At 59.9% G+C, this 26552-nt stretch carries 22 protein-coding genes and 1 other RNA gene; 7 read left to right on the forward strand and 16 right to left on the reverse strand.

The genetic code is table 11. The annotated features are described in order from the left end of the window. Positions 1–5 precede the first annotated feature (5 nt). The 13 genes from ftsW to Q2T52_RS20685 all read right to left on the reverse strand — a co-directional run bounded on the left by ftsW (position 6) and on the right by Q2T52_RS20685 (position 14120). On the reverse strand, positions 6–1160 hold the full coding sequence (gene ftsW, locus Q2T52_RS20625; protein WP_302078733.1) for a putative lipid II flippase FtsW: 1155 nt from the start codon (positions 1158–1160) through the stop codon (positions 6–8). A gap of 1 nt (position 1161) precedes the next feature. Beyond that, the gene (gene murD, locus Q2T52_RS20630; RefSeq protein ID WP_302078734.1) at positions 1162–2568 is read right to left on the reverse strand and encodes a UDP-N-acetylmuramoyl-L-alanine--D-glutamate ligase; all 1407 of its coding nucleotides are present in this window, start codon (positions 2566–2568) and stop codon (positions 1162–1164) included. Positions 2569–2575: 7 nt separating this feature from the next. Continuing rightward, a complete protein-coding gene (mraY, locus tag Q2T52_RS20635) occupies positions 2576–3676 on the reverse strand; it encodes a phospho-N-acetylmuramoyl-pentapeptide-transferase (RefSeq protein ID WP_302078735.1) in 1101 nt (366 codons plus the stop codon). A 22-nt stretch (positions 3677–3698) separates the two neighbouring features. Further along, positions 3699–5132, reverse strand: a complete 1434-nt coding sequence (locus tag Q2T52_RS20640) for a UDP-N-acetylmuramoylalanyl-D-glutamyl-2,6-diaminopimelate--D-alanyl-D-alanine ligase (RefSeq protein ID WP_302078736.1) — start codon at positions 5130–5132, stop codon at positions 3699–3701. Continuing rightward, complete coding sequence (locus Q2T52_RS20645; RefSeq protein WP_302078737.1) at positions 5129–6577, reverse strand: UDP-N-acetylmuramoyl-L-alanyl-D-glutamate--2,6-diaminopimelate ligase; 1449 nt, start codon at positions 6575–6577, stop codon at positions 5129–5131. Before Q2T52_RS20645 ends, Q2T52_RS20640 begins: the two co-directional genes overlap by 4 nt. Positions 6578–6641: 64 nt before the next feature. Then, positions 6642–8390, reverse strand: a complete 1749-nt coding sequence (locus Q2T52_RS20650; protein WP_302078738.1) for a peptidoglycan D,D-transpeptidase FtsI family protein — start codon at positions 8388–8390, stop codon at positions 6642–6644. Then, on the reverse strand, positions 8390–8875 hold the full coding sequence (ftsL, locus tag Q2T52_RS20655) for a cell division protein FtsL (RefSeq protein WP_302078739.1): 486 nt from the start codon (positions 8873–8875) through the stop codon (positions 8390–8392). Before ftsL ends, Q2T52_RS20650 begins: the two co-directional genes overlap by 1 nt. 1 nt (position 8876) lies before the next feature. After that, positions 8877–9902, reverse strand: a complete 1026-nt coding sequence (gene rsmH / locus Q2T52_RS20660; protein WP_302078740.1) for a 16S rRNA (cytosine(1402)-N(4))-methyltransferase RsmH — start codon at positions 9900–9902, stop codon at positions 8877–8879. Between the two features lie 14 nt (positions 9903–9916). Continuing rightward, positions 9917–10357 (reverse strand): division/cell wall cluster transcriptional repressor MraZ, encoded by a 441-nt coding sequence (gene mraZ, locus Q2T52_RS20665; protein ID WP_302078741.1) that lies wholly within the window; start codon positions 10355–10357, stop codon positions 9917–9919. A 498-nt stretch (positions 10358–10855) separates the two neighbouring features. Beyond that, an RNA gene (gene rnpB / locus Q2T52_RS20670) (RNase P RNA component class A) lies at positions 10856–11288 on the reverse strand. Between the two features lie 45 nt (positions 11289–11333). Then, a complete protein-coding gene (locus Q2T52_RS20675) occupies positions 11334–12524 on the reverse strand; it encodes an NAD(P)/FAD-dependent oxidoreductase (protein WP_302078742.1) in 1191 nt (396 codons plus the stop codon). 88 nt (positions 12525–12612) lie between these two features. Beyond that, positions 12613–13383: an N-acetylmuramoyl-L-alanine amidase gene (locus tag Q2T52_RS20680; RefSeq protein WP_302078743.1), complete on the reverse strand. Its 771-nt coding sequence runs from the start codon at positions 13381–13383 to the stop codon at positions 12613–12615. Further along, the gene (locus tag Q2T52_RS20685; RefSeq protein ID WP_302078744.1) at positions 13380–14120 is read right to left on the reverse strand and encodes a J domain-containing protein; all 741 of its coding nucleotides are present in this window, start codon (positions 14118–14120) and stop codon (positions 13380–13382) included. The genes Q2T52_RS20680 and Q2T52_RS20685 overlap by 4 nt, the downstream gene beginning before the upstream one ends. 341 nt (positions 14121–14461) lie before the next feature. On the opposite strand from Q2T52_RS20685, the gene Q2T52_RS20690 reads away from it, so the two are divergent. The 3 genes from Q2T52_RS20690 to Q2T52_RS20700 all read left to right on the forward strand — a co-directional run bounded on the left by Q2T52_RS20690 (position 14462) and on the right by Q2T52_RS20700 (position 17642). Continuing rightward, the gene (locus tag Q2T52_RS20690) at positions 14462–15673 is read left to right on the forward strand and encodes a pyrophosphate--fructose-6-phosphate 1-phosphotransferase (protein WP_302078745.1); all 1212 of its coding nucleotides are present in this window, start codon (positions 14462–14464) and stop codon (positions 15671–15673) included. A 67-nt stretch (positions 15674–15740) separates the two neighbouring features. Continuing rightward, complete coding sequence (locus tag Q2T52_RS20695; RefSeq protein WP_302078746.1) at positions 15741–16370, forward strand: hypothetical protein; 630 nt, start codon at positions 15741–15743, stop codon at positions 16368–16370. A 231-nt stretch (positions 16371–16601) separates the two neighbouring features. After that, positions 16602–17642 carry a transglycosylase SLT domain-containing protein gene (locus tag Q2T52_RS20700; RefSeq protein WP_302078748.1) on the forward strand — a complete coding sequence of 347 codons (1041 nt, stop codon included), beginning with the start codon at positions 16602–16604 and terminating at the stop codon, positions 17640–17642. A gap of 208 nt (positions 17643–17850) precedes the next feature. Here Q2T52_RS20700 and Q2T52_RS20705 read toward each other — a convergent pair whose 3' ends face one another. Continuing rightward, a complete protein-coding gene (locus Q2T52_RS20705; RefSeq protein ID WP_302078749.1) occupies positions 17851–19197 on the reverse strand; it encodes a serine hydrolase domain-containing protein in 1347 nt (448 codons plus the stop codon). 323 nt (positions 19198–19520) lie between these two features. Between Q2T52_RS20705 and Q2T52_RS20710 the strand changes: the two genes are divergently transcribed. The 4 genes from Q2T52_RS20710 (at position 19521) to Q2T52_RS20725 (ending at position 23796) form a co-directional block, all read left to right on the forward strand. Then, positions 19521–20768 (forward strand): BtaA family protein, encoded by a 1248-nt coding sequence (locus tag Q2T52_RS20710; protein WP_302078750.1) that lies wholly within the window; start codon positions 19521–19523, stop codon positions 20766–20768. Next, complete coding sequence (locus tag Q2T52_RS20715) at positions 20765–21439, forward strand: class I SAM-dependent methyltransferase (protein WP_302078751.1); 675 nt, start codon at positions 20765–20767, stop codon at positions 21437–21439. Before Q2T52_RS20710 ends, Q2T52_RS20715 begins: the two co-directional genes overlap by 4 nt. Before the next feature lie 149 nt (positions 21440–21588). Next, positions 21589–22380 carry a glycoside hydrolase family 25 protein gene (locus Q2T52_RS20720; RefSeq protein ID WP_302078752.1) on the forward strand — a complete coding sequence of 264 codons (792 nt, stop codon included), beginning with the start codon at positions 21589–21591 and terminating at the stop codon, positions 22378–22380. 213 nt (positions 22381–22593) lie between these two features. Further along, a complete protein-coding gene (locus Q2T52_RS20725; protein ID WP_302078753.1) occupies positions 22594–23796 on the forward strand; it encodes a lytic murein transglycosylase in 1203 nt (400 codons plus the stop codon). A gap of 544 nt (positions 23797–24340) precedes the next feature. On the opposite strand, the gene metF is transcribed toward Q2T52_RS20725, so the two are convergent. Further along, positions 24341–25249 (reverse strand): methylenetetrahydrofolate reductase [NAD(P)H], encoded by a 909-nt coding sequence (gene metF, locus Q2T52_RS20730; RefSeq protein ID WP_302078754.1) that lies wholly within the window; start codon positions 25247–25249, stop codon positions 24341–24343. Next, positions 25246–26289, reverse strand: coding sequence for an ArsR/SmtB family transcription factor (locus Q2T52_RS20735; RefSeq protein WP_436799563.1), 1044 nt, complete (start codon positions 26287–26289; stop codon positions 25246–25248). The genes metF and Q2T52_RS20735 overlap by 4 nt, the downstream gene beginning before the upstream one ends. Positions 26290–26552 lie beyond the last annotated feature (263 nt).

The raw sequence follows: 26552 nt of genomic DNA on the forward strand, positions 1-26552 counted from the left end.
TGTCCCTACTCTGCGGGAATACCGTGCGAGACGCGGAACAGGCTACGTTCCTGCGCGCGCTTTTCCGGTCTGTGGCGGGTCAATGCCAGGATGAAGCCAGCGGTCACGCAGATCGCGATCATGGACGAGCCACCATAGGAAATCAGCGGCAGCGTCATGCCCTTTGCGGGCATCAGTTCCAGATTAACGCCGACATTGATGATCGACTGGATGCCGATCTGCAGCACGAGGCCAGCAACGGCGAAACGGTTGAAGTCATTCTTCTCGCGATAGGCGTGATTCAAGCCACGCAAAACGATGAAGGCGAAGATCGCCACCAAAGCCATGCAGAAGATGATACCGAATTCTTCTGCCGCGACGGAAAAGATGAAGTCCGTGTGGCTATCCGGCAGGATGCGCTTGACGATACCCTCACCCGGCCCTTGCCCGAACCAATTGCCACGAATGATTGCCTCACGCGCGGTATCCACCTGAAAGGTATCACCCTCGCCCGTCAGAAACCGGTCCACACGCCCCGCCACGTGCGGGAAGATGTAATAGGCCGAAACGATACCGCCAACACCGAGACCGCCGAGCAAAATGATCCAGAGCCAGGGCATGCCGGCCATGAAGAACATGCAGCCCCAGACAGCGCTGGTCAGGATGGTCTGGCCAAGGTCCGGCTGCGCCACGAGAAGCGCCGCCACAATACCATAGAGAATGATGGCAAACAGGTTGCCGGGAATTTCCGGCTGGCGCGCATGCTCCGAAAACAGCCAGGCACAAACAACAACGAAGGCGGGCTTCATGAATTCGGAGGGTTGCAGCGACAAAGGCCCCAGCGAAAACCAACGGCGAGAACCTTTGATCTCGACCCCGAACAACAAAGCAAGCACCATCATCGCAATCATCGCGGCAAGCATGATGATTGCCGTGCGCCGCACCTGACGCGGCGACAAGAAAGACAGACCGATCATAACGATCAGCGACGGCAGAAGAAATATCGCATGCTTTTCGACGAAATAGAAACTCGGCAGACCGATACGTTCGGCAACTGGCGGCGACGCGGCGAAGGACAGCATGAAGCCGATGCCCATCAGCAGCACGAATGTCGCCAGAAAGAAGCGGTCAATGGTCCAGAACCAATCCGCCAGGGCACCTCGGTCTGCGCGACTTACCATTTCAAGTCCCCTTTTCCGTCTCGATCAGCATGGTCACGCCATCGAGATTTCCAACCAGGGCAACGAAAGCATCGCCCCGAACCTCAAAGTTCTTGAATTGATCGAAGCTTGCGCAGGCCGGAGACAGCATCACCGCAGAGACGCCACCATCGGTAAGCGCATCTGCGGCAGCATGCGCCACGGCGCGGTCCAGTGTGCCCGAAATCTCGTAAGGCACCGCCTCGCCAAGCGTCGCGGCAAATTCCGGCGCAGCTTCGCCAATCAAATAAGTCTTTAAGATACGCGGGAAGAGTGGCGCGAGGCTGACTATACCGCCGGCTTTCGGCAGGCCACCTGCAATCCAATAGATCCGGTCATAGCTGGAGAGCGCCGGTGCTGCGGCATCCGCATTGGTGGCCTTGGAATCGTTGACGAAAGTCACGTTGCCGATGCGGGCCACCGGCTGCATGCGATGCTTGAGGCCGGGGAAGCTTTTCAGCCCCGCTCTGATCTCCTCGATCGATACGCCAACCGCAAGGCAGGCGCCAATGGCAGCAGCTGCATTTTGCGCGTTGTGAGAGCCTTTCAGCGTATCGATGCCGGCAAGATCAGCGAGCAATTCTGTATTGCCCCCATCTGCCTGCAGGATGCGCGTACCCTCGGCATAAAGCCCCGTCGGCAGAACACCGCGCCTTGAAATCCGTTTGACCGAAACACCCGCCCGTTCGACGCGATCCGCAATGACCGTGCAATAGCTGTCATCGACACCGATAACCGCCGTCTGGGCTCCGGCCACCAGTCGCTCCTTCACATCAGCATAATGCTGCATGGTGCCATGACGATCGAGATGATCGGGCGTCAGGTTGAGCAGGATGCCGGCGGTCGGGTTGATCGTTGGTGCCAGATCGATCTGGTAGGACGAGCATTCGACCACATAGAAGCGGTCGGCTTTGGGCGGATCGAGCGTCAGGATTGCGGTCCCGATATTACCGCCCAGTTGCGTGTCGCGGCCGCTGGATTTGAGGATATGAGCAATCAGCGCCGTGGTCGTGGATTTGCCGTTGGTGCCGGTAATGGCAATGAACGGGCAATCCGGTGCATGCGCCCGGCGTTCGCGGACGAAGAGTTCCACGTCACCGATGACTTCGACGCCTGCGCCATGGGCAAGATCCACCGTCCAGTGCGGCTTGGGGTGCGTCAGCGGCACACCGGGAGACAGCACCAGCGCACTCTGCTCCGCCCAGTTGATGCCGTGCAGGTCCCCCGTCGCGATGCCCTCGGCATTCGCCTTGGCAACGCTGTCAGGATTGTCATCCCAGGCGGTGACATGCGCACCACCGGCAACCAGCGCTCTGGCTGTTGCGAGGCCCGAACCGCCCAGGCCGAAAAGAGCAACATTGCGGCCCGCAAATGTCGTGACGGGGATCATCGCCGCCTCACCGCAGCTTCAGCGTGGAGAGGCCGAGCATCGCAAGGCCAACCGCAATGATCCAGAAGCGGATCACCACCTGGCTTTCCGTCCAGCCGAGCTTTTCGAAGTGGTGATGGATCGGCGCCATCAGGAAGACGCGGCGACCGGTCATCTTGAAGAAACCGACCTGGATGATGACAGACAGCGTTTCCATCACGAACAGACCGCCGATGATCGCCATGACGATCTCGTGCTTGGTGGCAACCGCGACCGAGCCGATCAGGCCGCCAAGCGCCAGTGAGCCGGTATCGCCCATGAAGATGGCGGCGGGCGGCGCGTTGAACCAGAGGAAACCAAGCCCCGCCCCGATCACCGCGCCCAAGATGACCGCAAGCTCGCCGGTTCCGGGCACGAAATTGATCTGCAGATAGCCTGCGAACACGGCGTTACCGGCGAGATAGGCAATCACACCGAAGGAAGCGGCGGCAATCATGACCGGCACGATGGCGAGACCATCAAGACCATCCGTCAGGTTCACCGCATTGCCGGCAGCGACGATCACGAAACCGCCGAACAGGATGAAGAACAGGCCGAGATTGACCAGCAGATCCTTGAAGAAGGGGAAGGCCACCGATGTCGCCAGCCGCGAACCTGCGGGCGTAGTGGCGATCGCGGTGCGCATCATGAAATAGACGGCAATGCCTGCAATCAGGAATTCGATGGCAAGACGCGCCTTACCGGAAAAGCCCTTTTCCGTCTGCTTCGTCACCTTGAGGTAATCGTCATAGAAGCCGATCGCACCGAAGCCGAGCGTCACCAGCAGCGTCGCCACGACGTAGACGTTCGACAGGTCGGCCCAGAGCAGCGAACCGCCGACAATGCCGGTCAGGATCATCAACCCGCCCATGGTGGGCGTTCCCGCCTTCTTGAAATGCGTCTGCGGACCATCGGCGCGGATCGGCTGACCCTTGCCCTGGCGGATGCGCAGCGAAGAGATCATCTTCGGTCCGAACAGGAAGACGATGAGCGCTCCCGTAAACAGCGCGCCCCCGGTGCGGAAGGTGATGTAACGGAACAGGTTGAAGATTTGGAACGTGCCCGCGAGCTCCACAAGCCAGATCAGCATGCTGGGTCTTTCTTATTGCCGGTCAAAGTTGGCGCTCCGTGTCGGGCAATGCCGGATAGTTGTCAACAAGCGCAGAAACGATCTTGCCGAAGGCAAGGCCGAGGGAGGATTTCACCATCAGCACATCGCCTGGCACCACATTCTGCACCACGAATTCTGTCAGTTCCGGGGTCGTCGCCCGATATTCCACATGCACGCTTTCCGGCAGCGCATCGCGCAGTGCCGTCATCGCCTCGCCAGACAGCCAGACATGCTCGATGCCGGCGGACAGAAGCGGCCCAGCCAGCTCCTCATGCAGCTTCTGGGAAAACTCTCCCATCTCCAGCATGTCGCCGAGGATGGCGATCCGCCGCCCGCCGGGCGAAGGTTCGCTGGCCGCCAGCAGAGCAATCGCCGCGCGCATGGAGGCAGGATTGGCATTGTAGCTTTCGTCGATCAGCGTCAGCTGGCCGCCACCAATCGCAAGCCTCTGTCGCTGCCCGCGGCCTTTCACGGCCCGGATCTGCCCCAGCGCCACCTTCGCGGCTTCCAGATCCGCGCCGAACAGCACGACGACACCGAGTGCCGCCATGGCATTTTCCGCAATATGACGGCCCGGCGCACCGATATGCACCTCAACGGTTTCGCCGTTGATCACGGCCCAGATGGTGGAGCCTTCCGCATTGCCCTCGAAATCCGCGAGCCGGAAATCGGCTTTCGCGTGCTGGCCGAAACTGAAGATGTTGGCGACACCACATTCCAGAGCTGTCTGTTCCAGATAGCCGAAATACTTGTTGTCACGGTTGAGGATGGCGGCGCCACCCGGCACGACGCCTTCAAAGATTTCCGCCTTGGCAGCAGCGATCTCGTCCATGCTCTTGAAGTGGCCCAGATGGGCGGCGGCAATGGTGGTGATGACGGAGACGTGCGGCTGCACCATCTTCACCAGCGGGCGGATCTCGTCCGGATGGTTCATGCCGATTTCGAACACGCCGAAATCCGTATCCTCGGGCATGCGGGCAAGCGTCAGCGGTACGCCCCAATGATTGTTGAAGGACGCAACGGCCGCATGTACCTTGCCGGATGGCGCAAGCACGGTGCGCAGCATCTCCTTGGTGGTGGTCTTACCGACCGAGCCTGTCACGGCGACGATGCGGGCACGGCTGCGTTCACGCGCCGCCACGGCCAGCCGCCCGAGGGCGGCCAGCACATCGTCCACCACGATCATCGGTGTCGTCACGCGACCGAGCGCCGGAAGTTTTCCTTCGGCCACGACCAGCAGAGCAGCGCCATTGGCAATCGCCATGGTCGTGAAATCATGACCATCGACACGGTCACCCTTGATGGCGAAGAAGGCCTCACCGGGCGAAATCGAACGACTGTCGATCGAAATGCCGGTAATGCCAGGCGGGGGCGAACCGATCGGACGGCCACCCATTGCGGCGGTCATTTCCGCTGTGCTCCACAACCATGTCAATGTTTCGTCTCCTCCAGTGCCTTGCGAACCTCGACGTGATCGGAGAACGGCAGAACCGTCGTACCGATCGTCTGTCCTTCCTCATGACCCTTGCCGGCCACGATCAGGGTATCGCCTGCCTCCAACAGGCGCACAGCATGGCGAATGGCTTCAGCGCGATCTGGGATTTCCAACGCACCGGGCGCCCCCGCCATGATTTCCGAGCGAATGGTCGCGGGATCTTCCGAACGAGGATTATCGTCAGTGACGATGGCAATGTCGGCCAGACGGCTCGCAACCTCGCCCATGATCGGCCTCTTGCCCTTGTCGCGATCGCCGCCGCAACCAAAGACCACGACGACGCGGCCGGTGGTGAAGGGCCGAACCGAAGTCAGCACGTTTTCCAGCGCATCTGGCTTATGGGCATAGTCGACATAGGCGAGCGCGCCCTGCCCCGTCTGGCCCACGAGTTCGAGGCGGCCGGAAGCGCCGACCAGTTTCTCCAGAGCCGCCATTGCCGTCTTCGGCGCAACACCGGTGGAAATCGCAAGCCCTGCGGCGACCAGCGCATTGGCAACCTGGAAATCACCGGCAAGCGGAATGCTCACCTCAAAAATTTCGCCGCCGATATGCACCTCGATCAATTGCCGATGACGGAAGTGCTCGACCCGCTTCAGGGTAAGGAAATCGCCGTTGCGGCCAACGGTGCGCAGATCATGGCCTGCCTTGCGTGCAGCCTCGATCGCTTTTGCCGACCAGGCGTCATCCGCGAAGATGACCGCCGGGCTGCCCTTGGGCAGAAGCGTATCGAACAGCCGCATCTTGGCGGCCATGTAGTCTTCCATCGTCGGATGGTAGTCCATGTGGTCGCGACCGAGATTGGTGAAGGCCGCAGCTGCAAGGCGCACGCCATCCAGCCGGCTCTGGTCGAGACCGTGGCTGGAGGCTTCCATGGCGGCATGGGTCACGCCCTCATCCGCCAGTTCCTTCAGCAGCGCATGAAGCGCGACCGGGTCCGGCGTGGTCAGAGAGCCATATTCATTGCGCGTGGGGGATACGACGCCCGTCGTACCGATCTGTGCCGCGGCTAGACCGGCATGCGCCCAGATCTGACGGGTGAAGGATGCAACGGAGGTCTTGCCGGCGGTTCCGGTCACAGCCACCATGGTTTCAGGCTGCGCACCGTAGAACCGGGAAGCGGCAAGCGCCAGGAAGCGGCGCGGATGATCGACGGTCAGAACCGGAACGGAAGCTTCGGTGGCATGACCTGCGACCACGGCCACCGCGCCACGTTCGACGGCATCACGAATGAAGCCTGCGCCATCCGCCTTGTTGCCTGCAATCGCCACGAACAGCATGCCCGGCCGGATCTTCCGGCTGTCGGAAGAAATGCCTGCAATCTCCAGCTCCCCCACCGGACCCGCAAGCGCTGGAAATTCTCCTCCGCCAAGCTCTTTCAGTCGCATCAAAATCCCTTCCTTACTGTCTGCTCGCCTGCGCAGACGAATCGTCGGGCAGATCTATTATGACCTAATAGGACACAAGCAAGGCGGAGCCATTATCACCGAAGGTCGGTTTTACACCGAGAATCGGCGCCGTCCGGCGAATAATCTCCTTCACCATCGGGGCTGCCGTCTCTGCTGCGAGCGGCGGAATGGTCTTACCTTCCGTGCGCGGATCGTCGATGAAGGTCAGCACGACATATTTCGGATTGTTCATCGGGAAAGCCGCCAGGAAGGCGTTGAAGTTGTGCTCGCGCGAATAGCGACCCTTCACAACCTTGTCGGCCGTACCGGTCTTGCCGCCAACATCGAAACCCTCAACGCGCGCGCTGCGGCCGGAGCCCTTGACGCCGTTCCATTCGAACAGCCAGCGCATGTCCTTGCTCGTCGAAGGCTTGATCACCTGGTTCGCCACGGCATCCGCCTGCTCCTGCGTGCGCGGCAGGAACGTTGGCTGGATCAGCTTGCCGCCATTGATCAGCGCCGCACCGGCCACCGCCGTCTGGAGGGGCGTCGTCGACACACCGTGACCGAAGGAGATGGTGATCTGGTTCACCTTCTTCCACACACGCGGCTGCGTCGGCTGCGCCACCTCCGGAAGCTCCGTATGCATCTTGGTCAGGAGGCCAAGCTTGGTCAGGAAGTCCTTGTGGTAATCGATGCTGACCAGATCCGTCATCTTGGCCGTGCCGATGTTGGACGAATACTGGAAGATCTCGGGCACAGTCAGGAAGCTGTGCTTGCCGTGCAGGTCGTTGATGGTGAAGCCGCCGATGCGGATCGGATAGCGCGCGTCATAGCTGTCGGTCAGCTTGCTCTTGCCCGAATCCAGCGCCATGGCCAGCGAGAAGGACTTGAAGGTGGAGCCCATTTCGAACGTGCCGTTCGACATGCGGTTCAGCCAGCCTTCTTCGCCGCCTTCGGCCGGGTTGTTGGGATCGAAATCCGGCGCCGAACCCATGGCGAGAACCTCGCCAGTATTGGCATCCAGCACGACGGCGCCCGCACCCTTTGCCTTGAACTTATCGATGAAGTCCACCAGCACCTGGCGCAGGATGGCCTGCACACGGATGTCGATCGACAGATGCACCGGCTCCAGCGGCTGGTCGCTGGTCATGCCAACGGAGGCGAGATCAGCGAGACCCTGCGTATCGATATAGCGCTCCATGCCGGCAACGCCGCGGTTGTCGATGTTGACGTAACCGATGATGTGCGATGCCGTCGGGCCGCCCGGATAGAAACGTCGCTTTTCAGGACGGAAGCCGATGCCGGGAATGCCGAGCGCCAGGATCTGGCTCTGCTGCTTCGGCGTCAGCTGACGGCGAAGCCACTGAAAGCGGGACTTGGAGGAAAGCCGGGAATAGGTGGATTTGACATCGATGTCCGGCAACACCGTGCGCAGCTTCTCGATGACTTCATCAGGATCGACGATCTTGTGCGGCTCAGCGAACAGCGAGACAGTGCGAATGTCTGTCGCCAGCACTTCGCCATTGCGATCGAGAATGTCGGGACGGGACGCCATGAGGCGATCGGGCGGCAGGATGCTGGAGGTGTTCTCCGGCTCCTTCATCGCATAGACGACAAGGCGCCCGCCAATGACGCAATAGAAGCACATGAAGCCGGCCATGATCAGCGCAACGCGGTTGCGCGCCTGCTTCGACTTGCGCTTTCGAATGCCTTCGAAGTTCTTGCCGTCACCGCCATACCGGACACCCCGCGCTCCGGCGGAGAAGTGGGCCCGGCTTTTCAGAACCATGATGCGAGAGAGAAATGACATTAGCGGCGCACCGATCCAGTTGAGATGACATCGACGGGGGCGGTTCCGCGCTTCAGAGGCACGGGAATTTTCGGAACCTGGTTCTTCGGCTTGGCGGGCGTGGCCTTGGCGGCGTTGACGCCGCGAATAGCCGCGGCGACTTCGCTGTCGGCGCCGGCAATCAGGTCTTCGATAGTGGTTTCAGGCTGCGGCAACTGCGCCTTGGCCATGGGCAGTTCACGCGGCAGCGCCAACTGCGTCGGCTCCGTCGGCACCAGTGCCAGCTCGTTCTGATAGACATTGAGCAGACGATGCAGACGGTTCGGCTGCGTCTGCAAAGCCCAGTCGGCGCGCAAGAGATCGATCGTATCCCGCTCGAGCTTGATCTCGCGCTCGATGCGGTGAACCTCTTCGAGCTTCAGTTCGGCGCGATGCTTGATGGTATAGGTCACGACAGCCATGGCCGTCATCACGCCTATAAGAATGAGATCGAAGCTTCGGACCATGTCAGCCTCCAATCCGCTCGAGGCTGGTAAGATCGGGAAGATCGAAAATCGAGTGATCGGCAGCCACCGCGGGCGCAGCGGTGCGGAAGGCTGCGCGAAGCTTGGCGGAGCGGGCACGTGGATTGGCTTCCGCCTCTTCCGCGGTTGCCGAGACGACACCCTTGCCGAGCGGTTCGAAGATCGCCGGCTTGTCCTCGATCATCGGCATATGGCGCGAACCGGCGGCGCGACCCGACTTCTCGGTCAGGAAGCGCTTGACGATACGGTCTTCCAGCGAATGGAAGCTGACCACGACCAGACGGCCGCCGGGTTTCAGGGCGCGCTCGACTGCAAACAATGCACGCGCCAGTTCGCCGAGCTCGTCATTGACGAAGATGCGCAGGCCCTGGAAAACGCGTGTGGCCGGGTGGATCTTGTCCTTGGCCTTGCGCGGATTGACGCTTTCGATAAGGTTCGCGAGATCGCGCGTGGTGGTGAAAGGCTCGACAGCCCGGCGCTTTTCGATGGCACGCGCAATGCGACCCGCCTGCTTTTCTTCACCGAGAAAACCGAAGATGCGCGCGAGATCGCCGACCTTGGCACGATTGACGACATCCGCCGCCGACACGCCCTCACCCGACATGCGCATGTCGAGCGGCCCGTTGCGCTGGAAGGAGAAGCCGCGTTTGGCCTCGTCGATCTGCATTGAGGAGACGCCGATATCAAGCACGACGCCATCCAGTCCACCGGCCGGCGCATGGTCTGCCAGGCTGGAAAAACGGGAATGAACGAGCTTCAGGCGACCGTTGAATTCCGACACCATCGCTTGGCCTGCGGAGATCGCGGTCGGGTCGCGGTCGAGCGCGATCACGTTGGCGCCAGCCTCCAGGATTGCGCGGGTGTAGCCACCCGCGCCAAACGTGCCGTCAAGAATAACCTTGCCGGGTGCCGGCGCCAAAGACGCCAGCACTTCCGCCAGAAGAACCGGGATGTGACGAACCGGTCCGCCATCAGCCTCGGACACGCCGTCGCCAAGATTCGCCGCCATCCCGCTCCCCTGCATCAAACGGGGCGCACCGCAGCTTGCGAACGCCCCTCCCTCGCTGCCGCCTGCGCCTCGTGAAACGCCTGCGGCTGCCAAAGCTGAAAATGGTCCGAGCGGCCGACGAAGGTAACCTCCGTCGAAATACCGGTGAAGCTCCGGATGAAATCCGAAACCATCAACCGACCCTCCGCATCGAGCCGTATAAAGACGCCGCCACCGTGAACCAGCAGCGACATCGCATTTGCCTCCGGCGAGAATGGATCGAGCAAGGCAATCTGCCGCTCGTACCGCTCGAGCAGATCCAGACCGCCGACGCTGATCGCCGGATAAACCATATCCTGGAGACAATAAAGCTCCTGGATATCCCGCTCCGCGAGAACGGCGCGAAACGGAGCAGGCACGGAAACGCGCCCCTTCGCATCGATCCTGTTCGTCGCATTTGACAAGAAGCGGTTCATAACGCCAAACAGCCGCCCTCAAAGATTGCGGCGCACCATTTCGCCGCACGCCCCGCGAACCGCCGGACACAAAGAAAGCCGCCGAACGAGAGCCAACCCGCCCGGTTCTTCCCGAAGGAAGCGACCTCAAACTGTCCGATGAAAGGGCACATGATTGCCCGCTCGCAGTGTGGCTTTGGGATAACATGGGACCCTATGGGCGTCAATGGGAAGCCGCCCCACGAGATGCACGACGGCCGGAATTATTTATGACCTGTTAAGTTTAACAAAGGGTTAGCGGCGCATGGCGGTGCGCGAGCCTCCGTTGCCGGGCCGGACGCACGAACTGAAAGCCTAACCATCTGTTTTAAGGGGTACATTAGGTTATTTTTCACCGAAATTCTGGCAATAGCACCCTCTCCAGCGCAACCTCAGATCTTGTGCTGCGGCGCAACAAAGCGCCAGGCACAGCTCAAGTGCATCGCAAAAACGAAACCGCCTTGCGGTTGAAAGGGAGAAATTGCCAGTTGGCCTGTAAGCCGGGTTCTGTATGGCACCGATGCAAGCATCGGAACGTGGCAGCCATTCATCTGGGACAGCGTTCGCACGCTGCCTCACGCAACCCACCCGGATGACTGGCCCGGAAACAGGCTGTAGCCCCGACAAGCGGAACCCGCGTCATCCCTATTCGGTCTTGCTCCCGGTGGGGTTTACCTTGCCGCCTCTGTTGCCAGAGACGCGGTGGGCTCTTACCCCACCCTTTCACCCTTACCCCGCCAGCTCTGCGGCTCTTCACGAGCAGCACAGCAAGCGGGGCGGTTTCCTTTCTGTGGCACTTTCCCTGAGGTCGCCCTCGCCGGACGTTATCCGGCACCGTGTTTCCGTGGAGCCCGGACTTTCCTCACCCTACCGCCTTTCGGCATTGGTAAAGCGCGGCTGCCCGGCCAACTGGCCGGAGCTCCTTAGCGCAGTTCAGAATGGATTGCTACCGCAAAGGCTACTGGAAAGTCGTGACGAAAGGCACGGAATAAGCCTCGTCCCGGATCCGTGCCTCATGCATCAGTTCGGCACCGAGGCGCCCGATCTCGTCCGAACTTTTCGCAGCAGTCCCACAGCCCCCGGTCAGAACCGCCACGCGGGGCGAATTAGTGTAGGCAATCGCGGGATAGCCGGACGGCGTCTTGGAGACAACGCAGGCGCCCATGGAGATGCGGCTGCGATCGACATCGGGCACGAGGCCAGCAACTATTTCGGACAGATGATCGCGCACCGAAGCGCGCCCGCCGGAACGGAACCAGGCACGCATATCCTCATCCTTGGTCAGGATGACATCGTCAGGGTCACCGCCGATCTTGAGATAGACCTTGCCGTCGGGGTAACGCACAGGCGGCAGAAGATAGATGTGCTTTGTGGGGTCGCGCGGCTCGTAAATCAGGGAAGGCATGCCCGTGTAGCGCTGCAGCTCGTCCTCCGAGATCTCAAAGAAGGCGACGGTGCGAGCATAAACCGACATCTCAACGGGACGCGGCAACAGATTCTCTGCAATGGAAAAACCACCGGCAGCCAGCAGCACTTTCTCCGCCCGCCATTCGGCCCCTTCAGCTGTGCGCACGACAGCCAGCCCGCCCTCGTCGCGGATGGAAACCGCCGTCTCGCGGATCAGGCGTGCGCCTTGCCGTTCAGCCACCGTAGCCTGCGCCTTCACCAATGCGCGCGGATTGACGTAGCCGGCATTGGCCGCCTCGAACACGCCTTCGCAATTCGCCTCGAAGCCGAAATAGGGAAAGCGTTGAGTCAACTCGTCGCTGCCAAGCGTCTCTGTCTTGACACCCAGATCGGCGGCGGCCTTGAGGATACCCTTCAAATAGGCGTGGCCGGATTGCCGCTCCGGCCCGACCATCAGGCAGCCGACCTCATGATAGAAGTCGACGCCGCTCTCCTTCTCCAGATCGCGATATCGCGCAATGGAGCGGTTGGCGAGCAGCGCCCAGACCCCGTCAGGATCGATGGTGCGCGTGATGCGGGCTTCATCGTAATGGCTGCCGAAGACACCCCGATGTGTCCTCGCATCAGCGGGTTCATCCGGCCCTAACAGTGCAACGCCGTCCGTCCACCGCGTGAGATGGCGAGCAGCCGCCGCCCCCATCATACCTCGCCCAACGATGATGTATTTGAAATCCGCTGCCATGGAAGTGCCAAATGCCTTGTTTGAAAATAGTTCGGGATCAATAGCTTGCGAGGTGGGGCGGAATCAATGTCGCAGCTTGCCGCAGCAGTTATTGCACGCCTTGATAGCGCGGCAGTTCCACCAGCAGTCGATGCAGCGTCTCGATGGTCGACATGTCGGCAATGCCATCCACCCGCTCGGGGCGGAAGTGTCGCTGGAAGGCATCGACCGCACCTTCGGTCTTCTCGCAGAATTCGCCTGTTATATCGACGCCATAACCGTAGAGCGCCAGCATGCCCTGCAGAGCCTCGATCGGCTGCCCCGTCTCGCCTCGCTGGAAGTATCGACCGCCCCGGATGGGGCTTGGCTCCACCCAATGGCCGAGCCCCGCCACCGCCAACTCTGCCCAAGGGAATTTTTCACCCGGATCGACCTTGCGACGCGGCGCGACATCCGAATGCCCGAGCAGGCGTTCCGCCGGAATCGACCAGCGGGTCATGCAATCCTTGCACAGCGCAACGACCGCATCGATCTGCGCCTGCGGATAGTCAGGCAGTCCGCCGGGGTGTCCGGCGTTAGCGATTTCGATCCCGATCGAGCGGCTGTTGATATCCGTCTCGCCGGCCCAGAAGCTTTTGCCGGCATGCCAGGCCCGCCGCTCTTCGGGGACAAGTTGCACCACCTGCCCGTCCGGCCAGACGAAATAATGGCTGGAAACTTCGCTCTGGATATTCTTGAGCCAGGACAACGCACGACCGTGATCATCCATGCCCGTATAATGCAGGATGACCATATCGGGCGCATCAACGCCCAGGCGTTCGCCATGATTCGGCGACGGCTCGACGCGCGCGCCGGCGAAATCCGCAATCAGTCTGGTCATGCTGCCTTGCGTTCCTTAGCGATCGCCGCATAGGCGGCGTTCAGCGCTGCCATGCGCTCATTGGCAGCGGTATGCAGAGCCTCCGGCACACCGCGGGCAATCAGCTTGTCAGGGTGATGCTCTGCCACCAGCTTGCGATAGCATCGGCGAATTTCATCGAAATCGGCAGTGCGGGAAACGCCCAGTACCGCATAGGGGTCAATGCCATCCATCTCGATGTGACGCGCCATAATTCGGCGGAAATGATCTTCGTCGATCTCGAAGATCTCGGCGATCCGAGCAAGGAAAGCCATCTCCTTCTCATGCACCATGCCGTCGGCCTTGGCGATGTGGAACAGCCCGTCGATCACATTCTCCAGCATGGTGCAGTTCTTGGCACCGCTGCCGCAGAGATTGGCGAGCTTTTCCGCATAGGCTTCGTAGCCGGCCACATCCTGACGCGCGAGATTATAAAGACGCGCGACATTCTTAGCCTCTTCCGGCGGAAAATCGAAGATCTGGCGGAAGGCTTCCACTTCGGAGGCAACGACTGCGCCATCCGCTTTGGCCATCTTGGCGGACAGCGCGATGATGGCGATGGAGAAAGACACTTTGCGCCGCGTCTCCGGATCACCCTCGAACAAAGTGCGAACAGCCTCAACCATACGCGACAGCGCATTATTTGCCGCATCGCCAATGCTGCCAAGCACGCGATCCCAAAGGGATGTCAATTGGAGGCACAAGAAATCGATAATCATGATGCACCTGACCAAATTCTCCCGGCCTTGGCAAGTCGCGGGCTCGTGAACGGTGATTAAACTTTCTTCACACTACGGCAAACGGCCTAGCGCGGATTGGACACTGTCGCGGTCCGCGTTTGGATACTGCTGTTCTAGAGTGAGTCCAGCGGGATTTCCACAGCCAGGCGGAGGGCGCGTTTATCCGCCGCCGCGTTTGAACCGATTGAAACGGACAAGACGCCTTCACAGGTGCGAAATATCGGATTTTCTTGAGAAATTCACTTTACAGCTGCGTTTACGTGACGCACCTAATGCCCGCACATATTTGGCAAGGCGCAAAAATGCGCGAAGGAGGTTCGATGGCCAAGCAGAAGGTAGCAATGCTGACGGCAGGTGGTTTGGCTCCCTGTCTTTCCTCGGCGGTGGGCGGATTGATCCAGCGCTACAGCGATGTTGCACCCGATGCCGAGATCATCGCATATCGCTCTGGCTATCAGGGGGTTCTTCTAGGCGACCGTATCGAGATCACGCCTGAGATGCGGGAGCGCGCCCACCTGCTGCATCGCTACGGCGGTTCGCCCATCGGCAACAGCCGCGTGAAGCTCACCAATGTGGCAGACTGCGTCAAGCGCGGCCTCGTCAAGGAAGGCGAGAATCCTTTGCGGGTGGCCGCCGAACGCCTGGCATCCGATGGCGTTACGATTCTCCACACCATCGGCGGCGACGACACCAACACGACAGCTGCCGACCTTGCCGCCTATCTGGGCGCCAACGGCTATGAACTGACCGTGGTTGGCCTGCCGAAGACCGTCGACAACGACGTCGTGCCGATCCGCCAATCGCTGGGCGCTTGGACCGCCGCCGAAGTTGGCGCGCATTTCTTCGATCACGTCAGCAATGAACAAAGTGCAGCGCCGCGCACGCTCGTCATCCACGAAGTTATGGGGCGCCATTGCGGCTGGCTGACGGCCGCAACCGCCAAGGCTTACATCGACTCGACTTGCAACAATGAATATGTCGAAGGCCTGATGATGAATACGCAGATGAAGAACATCGACGGGCTTTACCTGCCCGAGATGGCCTTTGATCTGGAAGCGGAAGCGGAACGCTTGCACAAGATCATGGACTCATGCGGCTTCGTGACGCTGTTCGTATCGGAAGGCGCGGGCCTCGAATCGATCGTGGCGGAACGCGAAGCCGCAGGCGAGACCGTGAAGCGCGATGCATTCGGCCATGTGAAACTCGACACCATCAATGTCGGCTCCTGGTTCCAGACCCATTTCGCTCCGCGTCTCAATGCCGAGCGCTCCATGGTGCAGAAATCCGGTTATTATGCCCGCTCCGCCCCCGCCAATGGCGATGACCTGCGCCTCATTCAGGGCATGGTCGATCTCGCGGTAGAAAGTGCGCTGAACGGAGTTTCCGGCGTCACGGGCCATGACGAAGATCAGAATGGCAAATTGCGCACCATCGAATTCCATCGTATCAAAGGTGGAAAGCATTTCGATCTGTCGACCAAGTGGTTCGGCGAGGTGATGGACTTCATCGGCCAGCCCTTCCGCCCGGCTTAACAGATCGAGGATATCGATCGATTTCAGGGAGAGATCGGGAGACACATTCCGGTCTGGGAGGATTTGGATGAGCGCGGACACCCTGCTGGTATTATCAGCCTTGGCCTTGCTCGCCTTCCTCCTGCCCTCGCCTGCCGGACGCATGCTGCTGGATTACGCTCTGTCCTTTGGTCGCGCCCGCGCGGCGGTTCTTTCACTATCCATCGGTTTGGCGTATTCGGTGACCGTAACCGCCGCCCTTCTGATTTGGCTGGCGATTGGACAAGCGCCTGCGGCGATCATTGCAGTCGCCCGCTGGATGGGCGTCGGCTATCTCGTGCTTTATCTTCTGTGGTCGCTGCAGCAGCGTGTTTCCTTGCGCATTGCAGACAATGACAACCTGCCCGTGCGCGCGATGAGCCACGCTGCCGTACAACTGCCGCGCCACGCTTTGCGTTTGAAACTGGTGTTGGCGCTCGTTTCGCTGCTGCTTCAATCGCTCGATTCGACCGTGACTGACATTGCCAGCCTCATCCCTTTGTTAACTGTTATGGCAGTGAGTGGTTTTGTCGCCCCGCTTATCCAGACGTTGTCCGCCGAGCGGGTCGCACGCCGCATCCGTTTGATTCAGAAGCAAAATCCCACCTGGCACAAGCCCCGCACACGCTTCATCGCACGTCGCGCTGTCACAGCCGGGTACCGTCAGATTGCGGCATGACGCCCGGCGGTCTTGCCGCAAGCGTTTTCATGCGTTAAGGAATCCTTCCGATAGAGGGATGCCGAAGGGCTTGGGGACAAACATCTTCATGAAAGTGACACGATGGCAATAACCCGTATTCTCGGTTGCAACGCGGTTGTAGCTGTTGCCATTTGTTCGGCGGTTTCCGGCTGCTCGAGCGTTCAGACGTCATCAAAAGCCGAGGGTCCAAGCGCGAGCGCTAAGACCGACGTGGCTTCCACGGACGCGTCCAAGCATACGCAACCAACTCAGGTCGCAACCGCTGCAGCGGGACCCACCATCGAAGCCGCAAATCAGCTTGCAAGCACACAGGCTGCCGGCAAGACCGGCCGTATCGTTGCTGGGGCTGGCACGCCGGTTGTCGCCACCGCTCCTGCACAGGTTGGTCCCGTCGCCGTTCCAGCTGGCATGACGACCACAGTCGCCGAGAAGGGTGACCGCATTCACGTTGTGGCTCTTCCGACTGGTCGATCCGCTCTGACTGCACAGAATGACGCGGTGATCGCCTCTCTGGCAGCCAAGCAACAGCAGACACAGCCGCTTGGGCTTGCAAACGCCGCGCAGCCGACGCCCGGTCTGCAGGCAATCAACGTGGCCACCGCCAATCAGGCGATGTTGAAGCCGACACTTGATGCAGTCGGCGCACCGGCTCCGATCTCCAAGCCGGGGCAGCCGCAGCAGATGATCACGGCAATGCCGCAGATCCAGGCCTTTCCAGCGGAAGTGACCGCTTCCTATACGGCCATTCCGACACCGCGCCCGAAGACGGCCCAGTCACCAGCGCCAACATCTTCCATGCTAGCCTATGCGGGAAGCACGCAGCCGGTGACGGCGCTCTCCAACGACTTCTTCCCGCCCGCTCCGGGCGCTCCGATTCCGGAAACGGCGCAGGTCAGCACGCCGGAACTGAACAAGCTCATCAAGCGCTATTCAGGCATGTACGGCGTGCCTGAAGCACTGGTACATCGCGTGGTTCACCGCGAGAGCAAGTACAATCCGCGCGCCTATAACAAACGCGGCTTCTTCGGTCTGATGCAGATCAAGTATTCCACGGCACGTGCCATGGGTTACCAGGGCACACCGCAGGGTCTTCTCGATCCAGAAACAAACCTCAAATACGCCATCAAATACCTGCGTGGCGCCTGGCTTGTTGCGGAGAACGACACCAACAACGCCATTAGCCTGTATGCGCGCGGCTATTATTACGATGCTAAGCGCAAGGACATGTTGCAGCAGATCAGCGACCACTAAGGCTTCTAGCGCACTGCGATAGGAGATGTAGGCCGCAGATCGCTCAACCACTCTGGTTGAGCTTGGCGCATTGACACTGGGTAGCCCTTTGCTTTGAAGATCGCCTGGATTTCCCGCGCGTTTCAGGCCGATGGTGTCAACTCATAGCAAAGCGATAAGCTTGGAAGCGTTACCGCATATTGCGGCACGCTCGAATGATCCTGATACCTCAGTACAATTTGGCGATGGCTGCAGCCAGATCGGCTGCCTTGTAGTGGGTACGCATCGGCGTGAAGCCCATTCGCACGACCACCAGTTTCTTCGACGGCATCACGAAGACTGTCTGACCGTCATGCCCCTGCAGCACGAATGTGTCTGAGGGCAGGCGCGTTTTGTCGTCGCTCATCGGCAGCCACGTCTGAAGACGCGTATAGCGCCCCCCCGAGGCAGCGGTCGGCTGCGACATGCTCTCGACGAATCCTTCAGGCAACAACCGCTCGCCGTTCCACACCCCGCCCTGCGCCAGGAAAAGGCCGAAACGTGCCCAGTCACGTGCCGTCGCATAGAGATAGGAACTACCGGCAAAGGTCCCTGCTGCATCGACTTCGAATACCGCGCTGCTCATGCCGAGCGGCGCGAACAGACGATCACGCGGGTAACGCCAAGCGGCGTCCCGGCTTTCCAAACGATCCATCCAGATTTCGGAAAGGATCATGGACGTGCCGGAGGAGTAGCTGAACTTCTGGCCGGGCGCCGCGACCATTTTGCGGCTGGCGGCAAACTTCGCCATGTTGCCTTCCAGGAACAGCATGCGCGTCACATCCGTGACGGAACCGTAATTTTCCTGGAACTCAAGCCCGCTTTCCATGCCGAGCAACTGACTGAGCTTGATATCGCGCCGCGGGTCGTTCTGCCATTGCGGCATCAACCCCTTGTCATCGAGACGCAGCTTTCCGTCCTTCATCATCATGCCAATGAGGGCCGCATTGACGGTCTTGGTCATGGACCAGCCTAGCAGCGGTGTCTGGGCCGAATAGCCAGCCCCATAGGTTTCACCCACAATGCGACCGTCGTGAACGACGACTACGGCTCGCATCCCGACGCCTGTCAGATTTTTGCGCGCAAGGACCGCAGACACCCCTGCGGTGGGCTCCGCCTTTTCACCCTCTGGCCAGGGGGCATCAGCCACAACAGGAGCCGGAACCGGTGCTGGAGCCGAAACGGCAACGATTTCGGCCTTTCGTGGCACGACGGTGCAGCCAAGACCGGGGCGATAGATCGCGACGCGCGTTGCAACAAGTCCGAGGAAAGACGCCCGCACCGACTGGTGTTCGCGATCAACCTGCACGCCAAGCAGATGCAGCACACGATTTCCCTGGGGAAGAATGTCCTCGCTCAGGACGTTATCGGCATCGCGTCCGGCAATGAAAACGTTGGAGCAAACAATCTTAGCGGCGTAGGCGCTACCCATCCGGAGCAAAGCATTGGGTGCGGCATAAACCCAGATAAGACCACCCATGACCAGCAAGAGGAGAACCAGAAGTATGAGCTTCAGGAAGCGGGACGCAAAGCGCATCTGTTCTCTCCAATTCGGATCACTCTTGCGGGCTGCACTCTTGCACAGATATCTGTCAGTTTGAGCATAACCCCATCATTCGAAACAATTTGTCTATCGCGCCAAGACATACGGCGCTTAGGCTGCCAGGACGCTGAACGGCATTCGCCTATTTTGAATTCCAAACGACCGCCAGCGTTCCCATTCCCCATATCGCGTCATCGCGCAAGCCTCCCTGCGCTATTGAGAATGCTCAACGCAGATGTCCACAATGTGGACGTCATTAAAATGTTGCACGCCCGGTCTACACGCTTCCGAGCCAATAAAGAGGGGCAGATTCGATCATGGCGCATACGGCACCCGAAGCTGGTTTCCTGAAGAACGGGAAACTCAAGACGGCTCTACTGCAGCACCGGCCGCTGTCGGCCAGCGGCATGTCAGAGCGGCTATTCGGCCTTCTGTTTTCCGGCCTTGTCTATCCGCAGATCTGGGAAGATCCTGACGTCGACATGGAAGCCATGGATCTTTCCGAAGGCCAGAGCATCGTGACCATCGGCTCCGGCGGCTGCAACATGCTGGCCTATCTCTCCCGCGCGCCACGCTCCATCGACGTGGTCGATCTCAATCCGCACCACATCGCGCTCAACCGTTTGAAGTTGAAGGCATTCGAGACATTGCCCGGCCATGCCGACGTGGTTCGCTTTCTGTCTGCCGAAGGTACAGGCGTCAATGGCAAGGCCTTCGACCGCTTCATCGCTCCTGGCCTCGACCCGGTGACACGCGCCTACTGGGAAAAGCGTAACATCAAAGGCCAGCGCCGGGTATCTGTCTTCGATCGCAATATCTACCGCACCGGGCTTCTCGGCCGCTTCATCGCCGTCGGCCATCTTCTGGCCCGCATGCATGGCGTCGACCTGACCGAAATGACGCAGGCCCGTTCGCTGCGCGAACAGCGCCAGTTCTTCGAGACGAAGATCGCACCGTTGTTCGACCGCCCCGTTATCCGCTGGATTACCAGCCGCAAGAGTTCGCTGTTCGGTCTTGGCATTCCGCCGCAGCAGTATGACGAACTGGCAAGCGTTGCCGCCGAGGGTTCGATTGCGCCGGTTCTGCGCCAGCGACTGGAAAAACTCGCCTGCCATTTCCCGCTGAGGGATAACTATTTCGCCTGGCAGGCTTTTGCCCGCCGTTATCCGCGTCCGGAAGAGGGTTCGCTGCCGACCTATCTGCGCGCAGAGCACTACCGCGCCATTCGCGAGAACGCGGGCAATGTCATTGTACACCACGCGACCTTCACCGAGCTTCTCTCGCACAAGACCGCAGGAAGCGTCGACCGCTACGTTCTGCTAGACGCTCAGGACTGGATGAACGATCGCCAGTTGAACGACCTGTGGGCGGAAATCACCCGCACAGCCTCGTCGAAGGCACGCGTGATCTTCCGCACCGCTGCAGAAAAGAGCGTCATCGAGGGTCGCCTTTCGCCGGCGATCCGCGAACAGTGGAATTACTTGGAAGAGCGCTCCACTGCACTGAACCTGCAGGATCGCTCTGCAATTTATGGCGGCTTCCACATTTACGAGAGAACGGCATGACCAATCTGGGTGAGACGATGCCGATGGGCGATGATAGCCATGCCGACCGCATGGACCGCATGTACCGCTATCAGCGCCACATCTATGACCTCACCCGCAAGTATTATCTGCTGGGCCGGGATGGCACGATTGCCGGCCTGCATGTGCCCTTTGACGGCCGTTTGCTGGAAGTGGGATGTGGCACAGGACGTAACTTGCTTCTTGCGCACCGGCTTTATCCGGCAGCGCGACTTTACGGGCTCGACATCTCCGAAGAGATGCTGACAACCACGCGCGCCAATTTTCGCGGCAAGGCCGTGCAGCCGCATCTGATCGCGGAGGACGCGGCAAAATTCACTCCTGCGGAATTCGGAGCAGAAGGTTTCGAGCGCATCATGATTTCCTACGCGCTCTCCATGATCCCCGACTGGCATGGCGCCATTGACTCGGCGCTTGCTGCCCTGGTGCCCGGCGGATCACTGCATATCGTCGACTTCGGTCAGCAGGAAAATCTGCCGCAATGGTTCGGCAAAGCTCTGAAAGCCTGGCTCGCCCGTTTCCATGTCACGCCGCGCCCGGATCTGCGTGCAGTGCTGGAGCAAAAATCGGCAGCCGCTAGCGCCGACATGGCTTTTGAGACCATTGGCGGGGGTTACGCCTGGCGTGCCGTCATCCGGCGTCACCTTTCATAAGCAAGAAGTGATATCTGAGACTTGCTCTAACCGAATATTTACGTCGTTATGGTGAATAAGGAGTTCGTCCTTCTTTACCTCGCTCGCGATCGTGTCGCGCGGCGAGTCAAAAGAAGAGCAAACCCGAACCCGTTTTCCATGGGATGTCTATGTCTCGGCTCCTGATCGCTCTTCTCAGTTCTGCCCTCTTGCTTAGCGGCTGCACGTCCACGAGCTATGATTTCATGGAAACGGCTGCCATTCCAAAGCCGAAGTTCCACGACAACAAGCCGCAGGATTTCGGTCCGAAGAAACCGGAAATGCATCGCATCCACGGCGTCGACGTATCCAAATGGAATGGCGATATCGATTGGAAGACGGTAAGCAAATCCGGCATCTCCTTCGTCTTCATCAAGGCGACGGAAGGCAAGGACGTCATCGATCCAACCTTTGTGAAGAACTGGAAGGAAGCAGCCGACGCCGGCATTCCGCACGCGCCCTATCACTTCTTCTATTTCTGCTCATCCGCAGACGAGCAGGCCGACTGGTTCATTTCCAACGTACCGAAGGCATCCATGCAAATGCCGCCGGTGCTGGATGTGGAATGGAACCATGCTTCCAAGACCTGCAGCCTGAAGCCGGACCCGGAAACCGTTCGTGCAAAAATGAAGCGGTTCATGGACCGGCTTGAGGCCTATTACGGCAAGCGCCCCATCATCTACACATCCGTCGACTTCCATCGCGATAATCTCGTCGGCTATTTCCCGGATTATCACTTCTGGGTCCGTTCCGTTGCGGCTCATCCGGAAAAGATCTACGAAGCGCGCCGCTGGGCCTTCTGGCAATACACGTCCACAGGCGTGGTTCCCGGCATCAAGGGCGAGACCGACATCAACGTCTTCGCCGGCACTGAGAAGAACTGGCGCAACTGGGTGGCTGCGGTCAGCAAGCCGGTCAATTGACCCGAACTTGGACACGCATACCGTCTGAATTCTACGGTGGCGCCGCGTTGATGCGCCAAGGCGCGCGAATTTGCCCGCGAAACCGCGCGTTTCGGCGCCCTTCGCACTTGCGATAGAAGTGATAAACTGATGTAAGGCCGGCATCCGTTCTTCCGCCTCTCTTCTGTCACATTAACTTGGAGAAGAGAAGCGAAGACCCGAAAGAGGAACGCCATGCCGCTCAAGTTTGCACGCCCTGTCACCCTGGCTTTTGCCTTTACCGCCCTTTGCTCGTCCATTGCTTCCGCGCAGACCGCGCCACCTGCCTGCGGTGGAGATCTGAACGCGTTTCTGGCCAATGTGAAGGCCGAGGCTGTTGCCGCAGGCGTTCCCGCCAGCGCCGCGGACAAGGCGCTGGCTGGCGCACAGATCGACCAGAAGGTTCTGGCGCGCGATCGCGCGCAGGGCGTCTTCCGTCAGACCTTCCTGGAATTCTCCCAGCGTACCGTCAGCCAGGCTCGTCTCGACATCGGTCGCCAGAAGCTCAAGCAACTGGCACCGGTCTTTGAACGCGCCGAGAAAGAATTCGGCGTGCCCGCCGGCGTGATCACCGCCTTCTGGGCCATGGAAACGGATTTCGGCGCCGTGCAGGGCGATTTCAACACGCGCAACGCGCTGGTTACGCTGGCCCATGACTGCCGCCGTCCGGAGCTTTTCCGTCCGCAGCTGATGGCGCTGATCCAGATGGTTCAGCATGGTGATCTGGACCCGAATACCAATACGGGCGCCTGGGCCGGTGAAATCGGCCAGGTGCAGATGCTGCCGAAAGACATCACTGCCTACGGTATCGATGGCGATGGCGACGGCCATATCAACGTCAAGACCAGCGCACCGGATGCCATCCTGACAGCCGCCGCCTTCATCAAGGGCCTCGGCTTCCGAGCGGGAGAACCCTGGCTGCAGGAAGTGGAAGTGCCGGCGGAACTGCCCTGGGAAAAATCCGGCCTCGGCAATGAGATCCCTGCGTCCGAATGGTTCAAGCTCGGCGTGAAGCCCCGCGATGGCGATACGAAGTTCGGTAACCTCAATGCCGCACTCGTTCTGCCGCAGGGCCGCAAGGGGCCGGCATTCCTCGCCTATCCCAATTTCGGCATCTACCTGCACTGGAACCAGTCGTTCATCTACACGACGTCTGCCGCCTATTTCGCAACCCGTCTGGCTGGCGCCCCGACCTACCTCAAGGGCAACCCGGAACCAAACCTGGACGAGGCATCCATGAAGGCACTCCAGACAAAGCTGGAAGCGCGCGGACATGATGTCGGCAAGATCGATGGCATTCTGGGTTCCGGTACGCGCACAGCGGTGCAGAAGGAACAGAAGCGTCTCGGCCTGCCGGCAGATGGCTGGCCGGATGCCGCCTTGCTGCAAGCGCTCTGAACATACGATTCGACGGATCGATCCAAAGCCGGCCTTTGCGCCGGCTTTTTTCATGCCTGTGCACTGCAGCAATAGCTTTCCGAGAGGCTTGCAGTACCTGTGGACAACGTCAGTCGCTGTGACAAAACAGGCCAAAATCTCACGCAATGTGACGGTTGTTAACGCTGCGACATTTTTTATTCACGGAATTTAAACGCTATCCGTTAACACAGATTCCAAGGATTTTCAGAGACTTAGTCTCTAAAACCACATTTTGAACCGCTCGCTCATGATGCAGCGCATCATATTATTCGCTTTCCAAGCCGGTGTTTCTGCACATACAATTTGAGCGTCAACGTAAGGAGGCAATCATGGAACGCACGCATTCCTTCAATGTCCTTCTCGTCAGTGCAGCGTTTGTCTTCGTCGCATCGATGCTCTTCATCTAAGCGACGGCGCTGTTGGGGGCCGGTCTCCGGCAAGTGCCCGGATAGTCGGCAGACACAGTTTTGAACATGGATTTGGCGGTCAGGGAGGACCGCCCCATCCTGATCTCAAGCAGAGCTCAGGCCGCAGCCCCGGCCTGGGCTCGCTTTACTTTTACCTTCCCAACCTTTTCCAGAACTGCGGAGACGAGCGCCGAGCGGTTCATCGTGTAGAGATGGATATCGTGGATGCCACGGCGGCGCAGATCCTCGATCTGCTCGGCAGCGACATCCGCCGCCACCTTGGCGCGGTCTTCCGGCTTGTCGTCATAGCCCGCGAAGCGCGCATCCAGAAAAGACGGCACGGACGAGCCGCAACGGCTGGCAAAACGCTTCAACTGCGTGAGGTTCTGGATCGGCATGATGCCCGGAATGACCGGAATTTTGACTCCGGCTGCGCGGACCTGATCCATATAGCGCTCGAACACATCGTTATCGAAGAAAAATTGCGTCAGCGCCCGGTCGGCACCCGCATCCGCCTTACGCTTCAGCATCTCGATGTCGCGCGCCACATCGGCGCTCTCGGGATGCTTTTCCGGATAGGCGGAAACGGAGATTTCGAAACCGCCGATTTCCTTCAGCCCCACCACCAATTCGGCGGCATTGGCATAGCCATTCGGATGCGGAGCATAGGCCGTACCGATGCCGGCAGCCGGATCACCGCGCAACGCCACGATATGACGCACGCCGAGTGCACGCAGATCCTCGATCACCTTGTGCGTCTCCGCCTTGTCCGCATCGACACAGGTCAGGTGAGACGCCGTCGGCAATCCATTGACGGAGATCAGGCGTTCGACGGCGGCAAAGGTCGGTGCCTTGGTCGTGCCACCAGCACCATAGGTCACGGAAACGAAATCCGGATTCCAGTCGGAGAGGTCATCGACCGTCTGCCAAAGCTGGTCTTCCATATCAGGGGATTTGGGCGGAAAGAACTCGAATGAGATGCGAAGCTGCTCGTCCGGTCCGTGGGCGGGGCTTGCAAGGGTCATGGGCGTACTTCCGGTATGGTGTTGATCATGGATGCCGCAGTCACGGCAACAGGCGTCTCGGCCGCGCGGGCCAGCCAGATGGAAACGGTGAGCGAAGGCGCCCCCTTGGCGCCCGAGGGCTGCAGGTCGGAAACCTTCTCGACGGACAGGCCGACCTTCTCCAGCCATTCCGACATGGTCTGGTGCGAAAAACCGAGACGCACATGCGCGTGCTCGTCGCGCAGGTAATCCAGCGCATGCGGGGCAAGGTCAACGATGATCAGCCGACCACCAGGACGCAGCACGCGAGCTGCTTCGGCAATGGCGCGCTCCGGCTCATCCAGGAAATGGAGCACCTGATGGATTGTGATCAGGTCGAAATCACCGCTTTCGGCGGGCAGGTTGAAGATGTCGCCATGGCGCACCGAAGCCTTGGTGATCTCTGCCTTGTCGAGGTTCGAACGGGCGACTGACAGCATGTCGCGGCTGGCATCAATGCCCAGCCCTCGCCGATAGCTTTGGGCAAACAACTTCAAAATCCAGCCCGTTCCGGTACCGAGATCGAGCAGGGAGTCGATCGGCTCATCCCCCAGCAGGTCGATAAGCACACGCTCCACCTGCGCATCATTGACATGCAGGCGGCGAAGCTCATCCCACTCGGAAGCGTTGCGGCTGAAATACGCCTGGGCGCGCTCCGCCCTCGCCCGCTTCACCGTCAAAAGTCTCTCGCCATCCCGCTGAAGAACAGGATCGCCGGAATTCACACGCGCCAGCAAGGTCTTGGCAAGCGATGCCGCCTCCCCATCCTGGCGCAGCCGGAAATAGGCCCAAGCACCTTCTTGGTAGCGCTCGATCAGATTCTCTTCCGCAAGCAATTTCAAGTGACGCGAAATACGCGGCTGCGACTGGCCGAGGATTTCTGTAAGATCACTGACGGTCAAGTCGCCGGATGCGAGCAGGGCCAACAGACGAAAGCGGGTCGGCTCACCGGCCGCCTTCAATACATCAACCAAATTGTCCAGCGGCAAAGCCATGGAACCAGCACCCGATACAATCAACATATAAAGATATCTTTATATGACAAGTCAGGTCGGTGCAAGTGAAAACTGCCATCATTCATGAGAAAGGCCGGCGCTTGGATCGCCGGCCTATCGTGATTGGTCATCTGCGCTTGAGGCTGAATGGCCTCAGAAGGATTCCCACTGTGGTGCGACAGCGGCATTGCCGGTGCGACCACGTGGTGCAGCCGGTGCACGCGCAGGGGCCGATGTCGAAGAGCGCATGGCCGCTGCAGCACCGCGAAGCTGCTGCGCGTCATTACCCA

The sequence above is a fragment of the Rhizobium oryzicola genome, assembly GCF_030504645.1.
GTDB lineage: Bacteria > Pseudomonadota > Alphaproteobacteria > Rhizobiales > Rhizobiaceae > Neorhizobium > Neorhizobium oryzicola.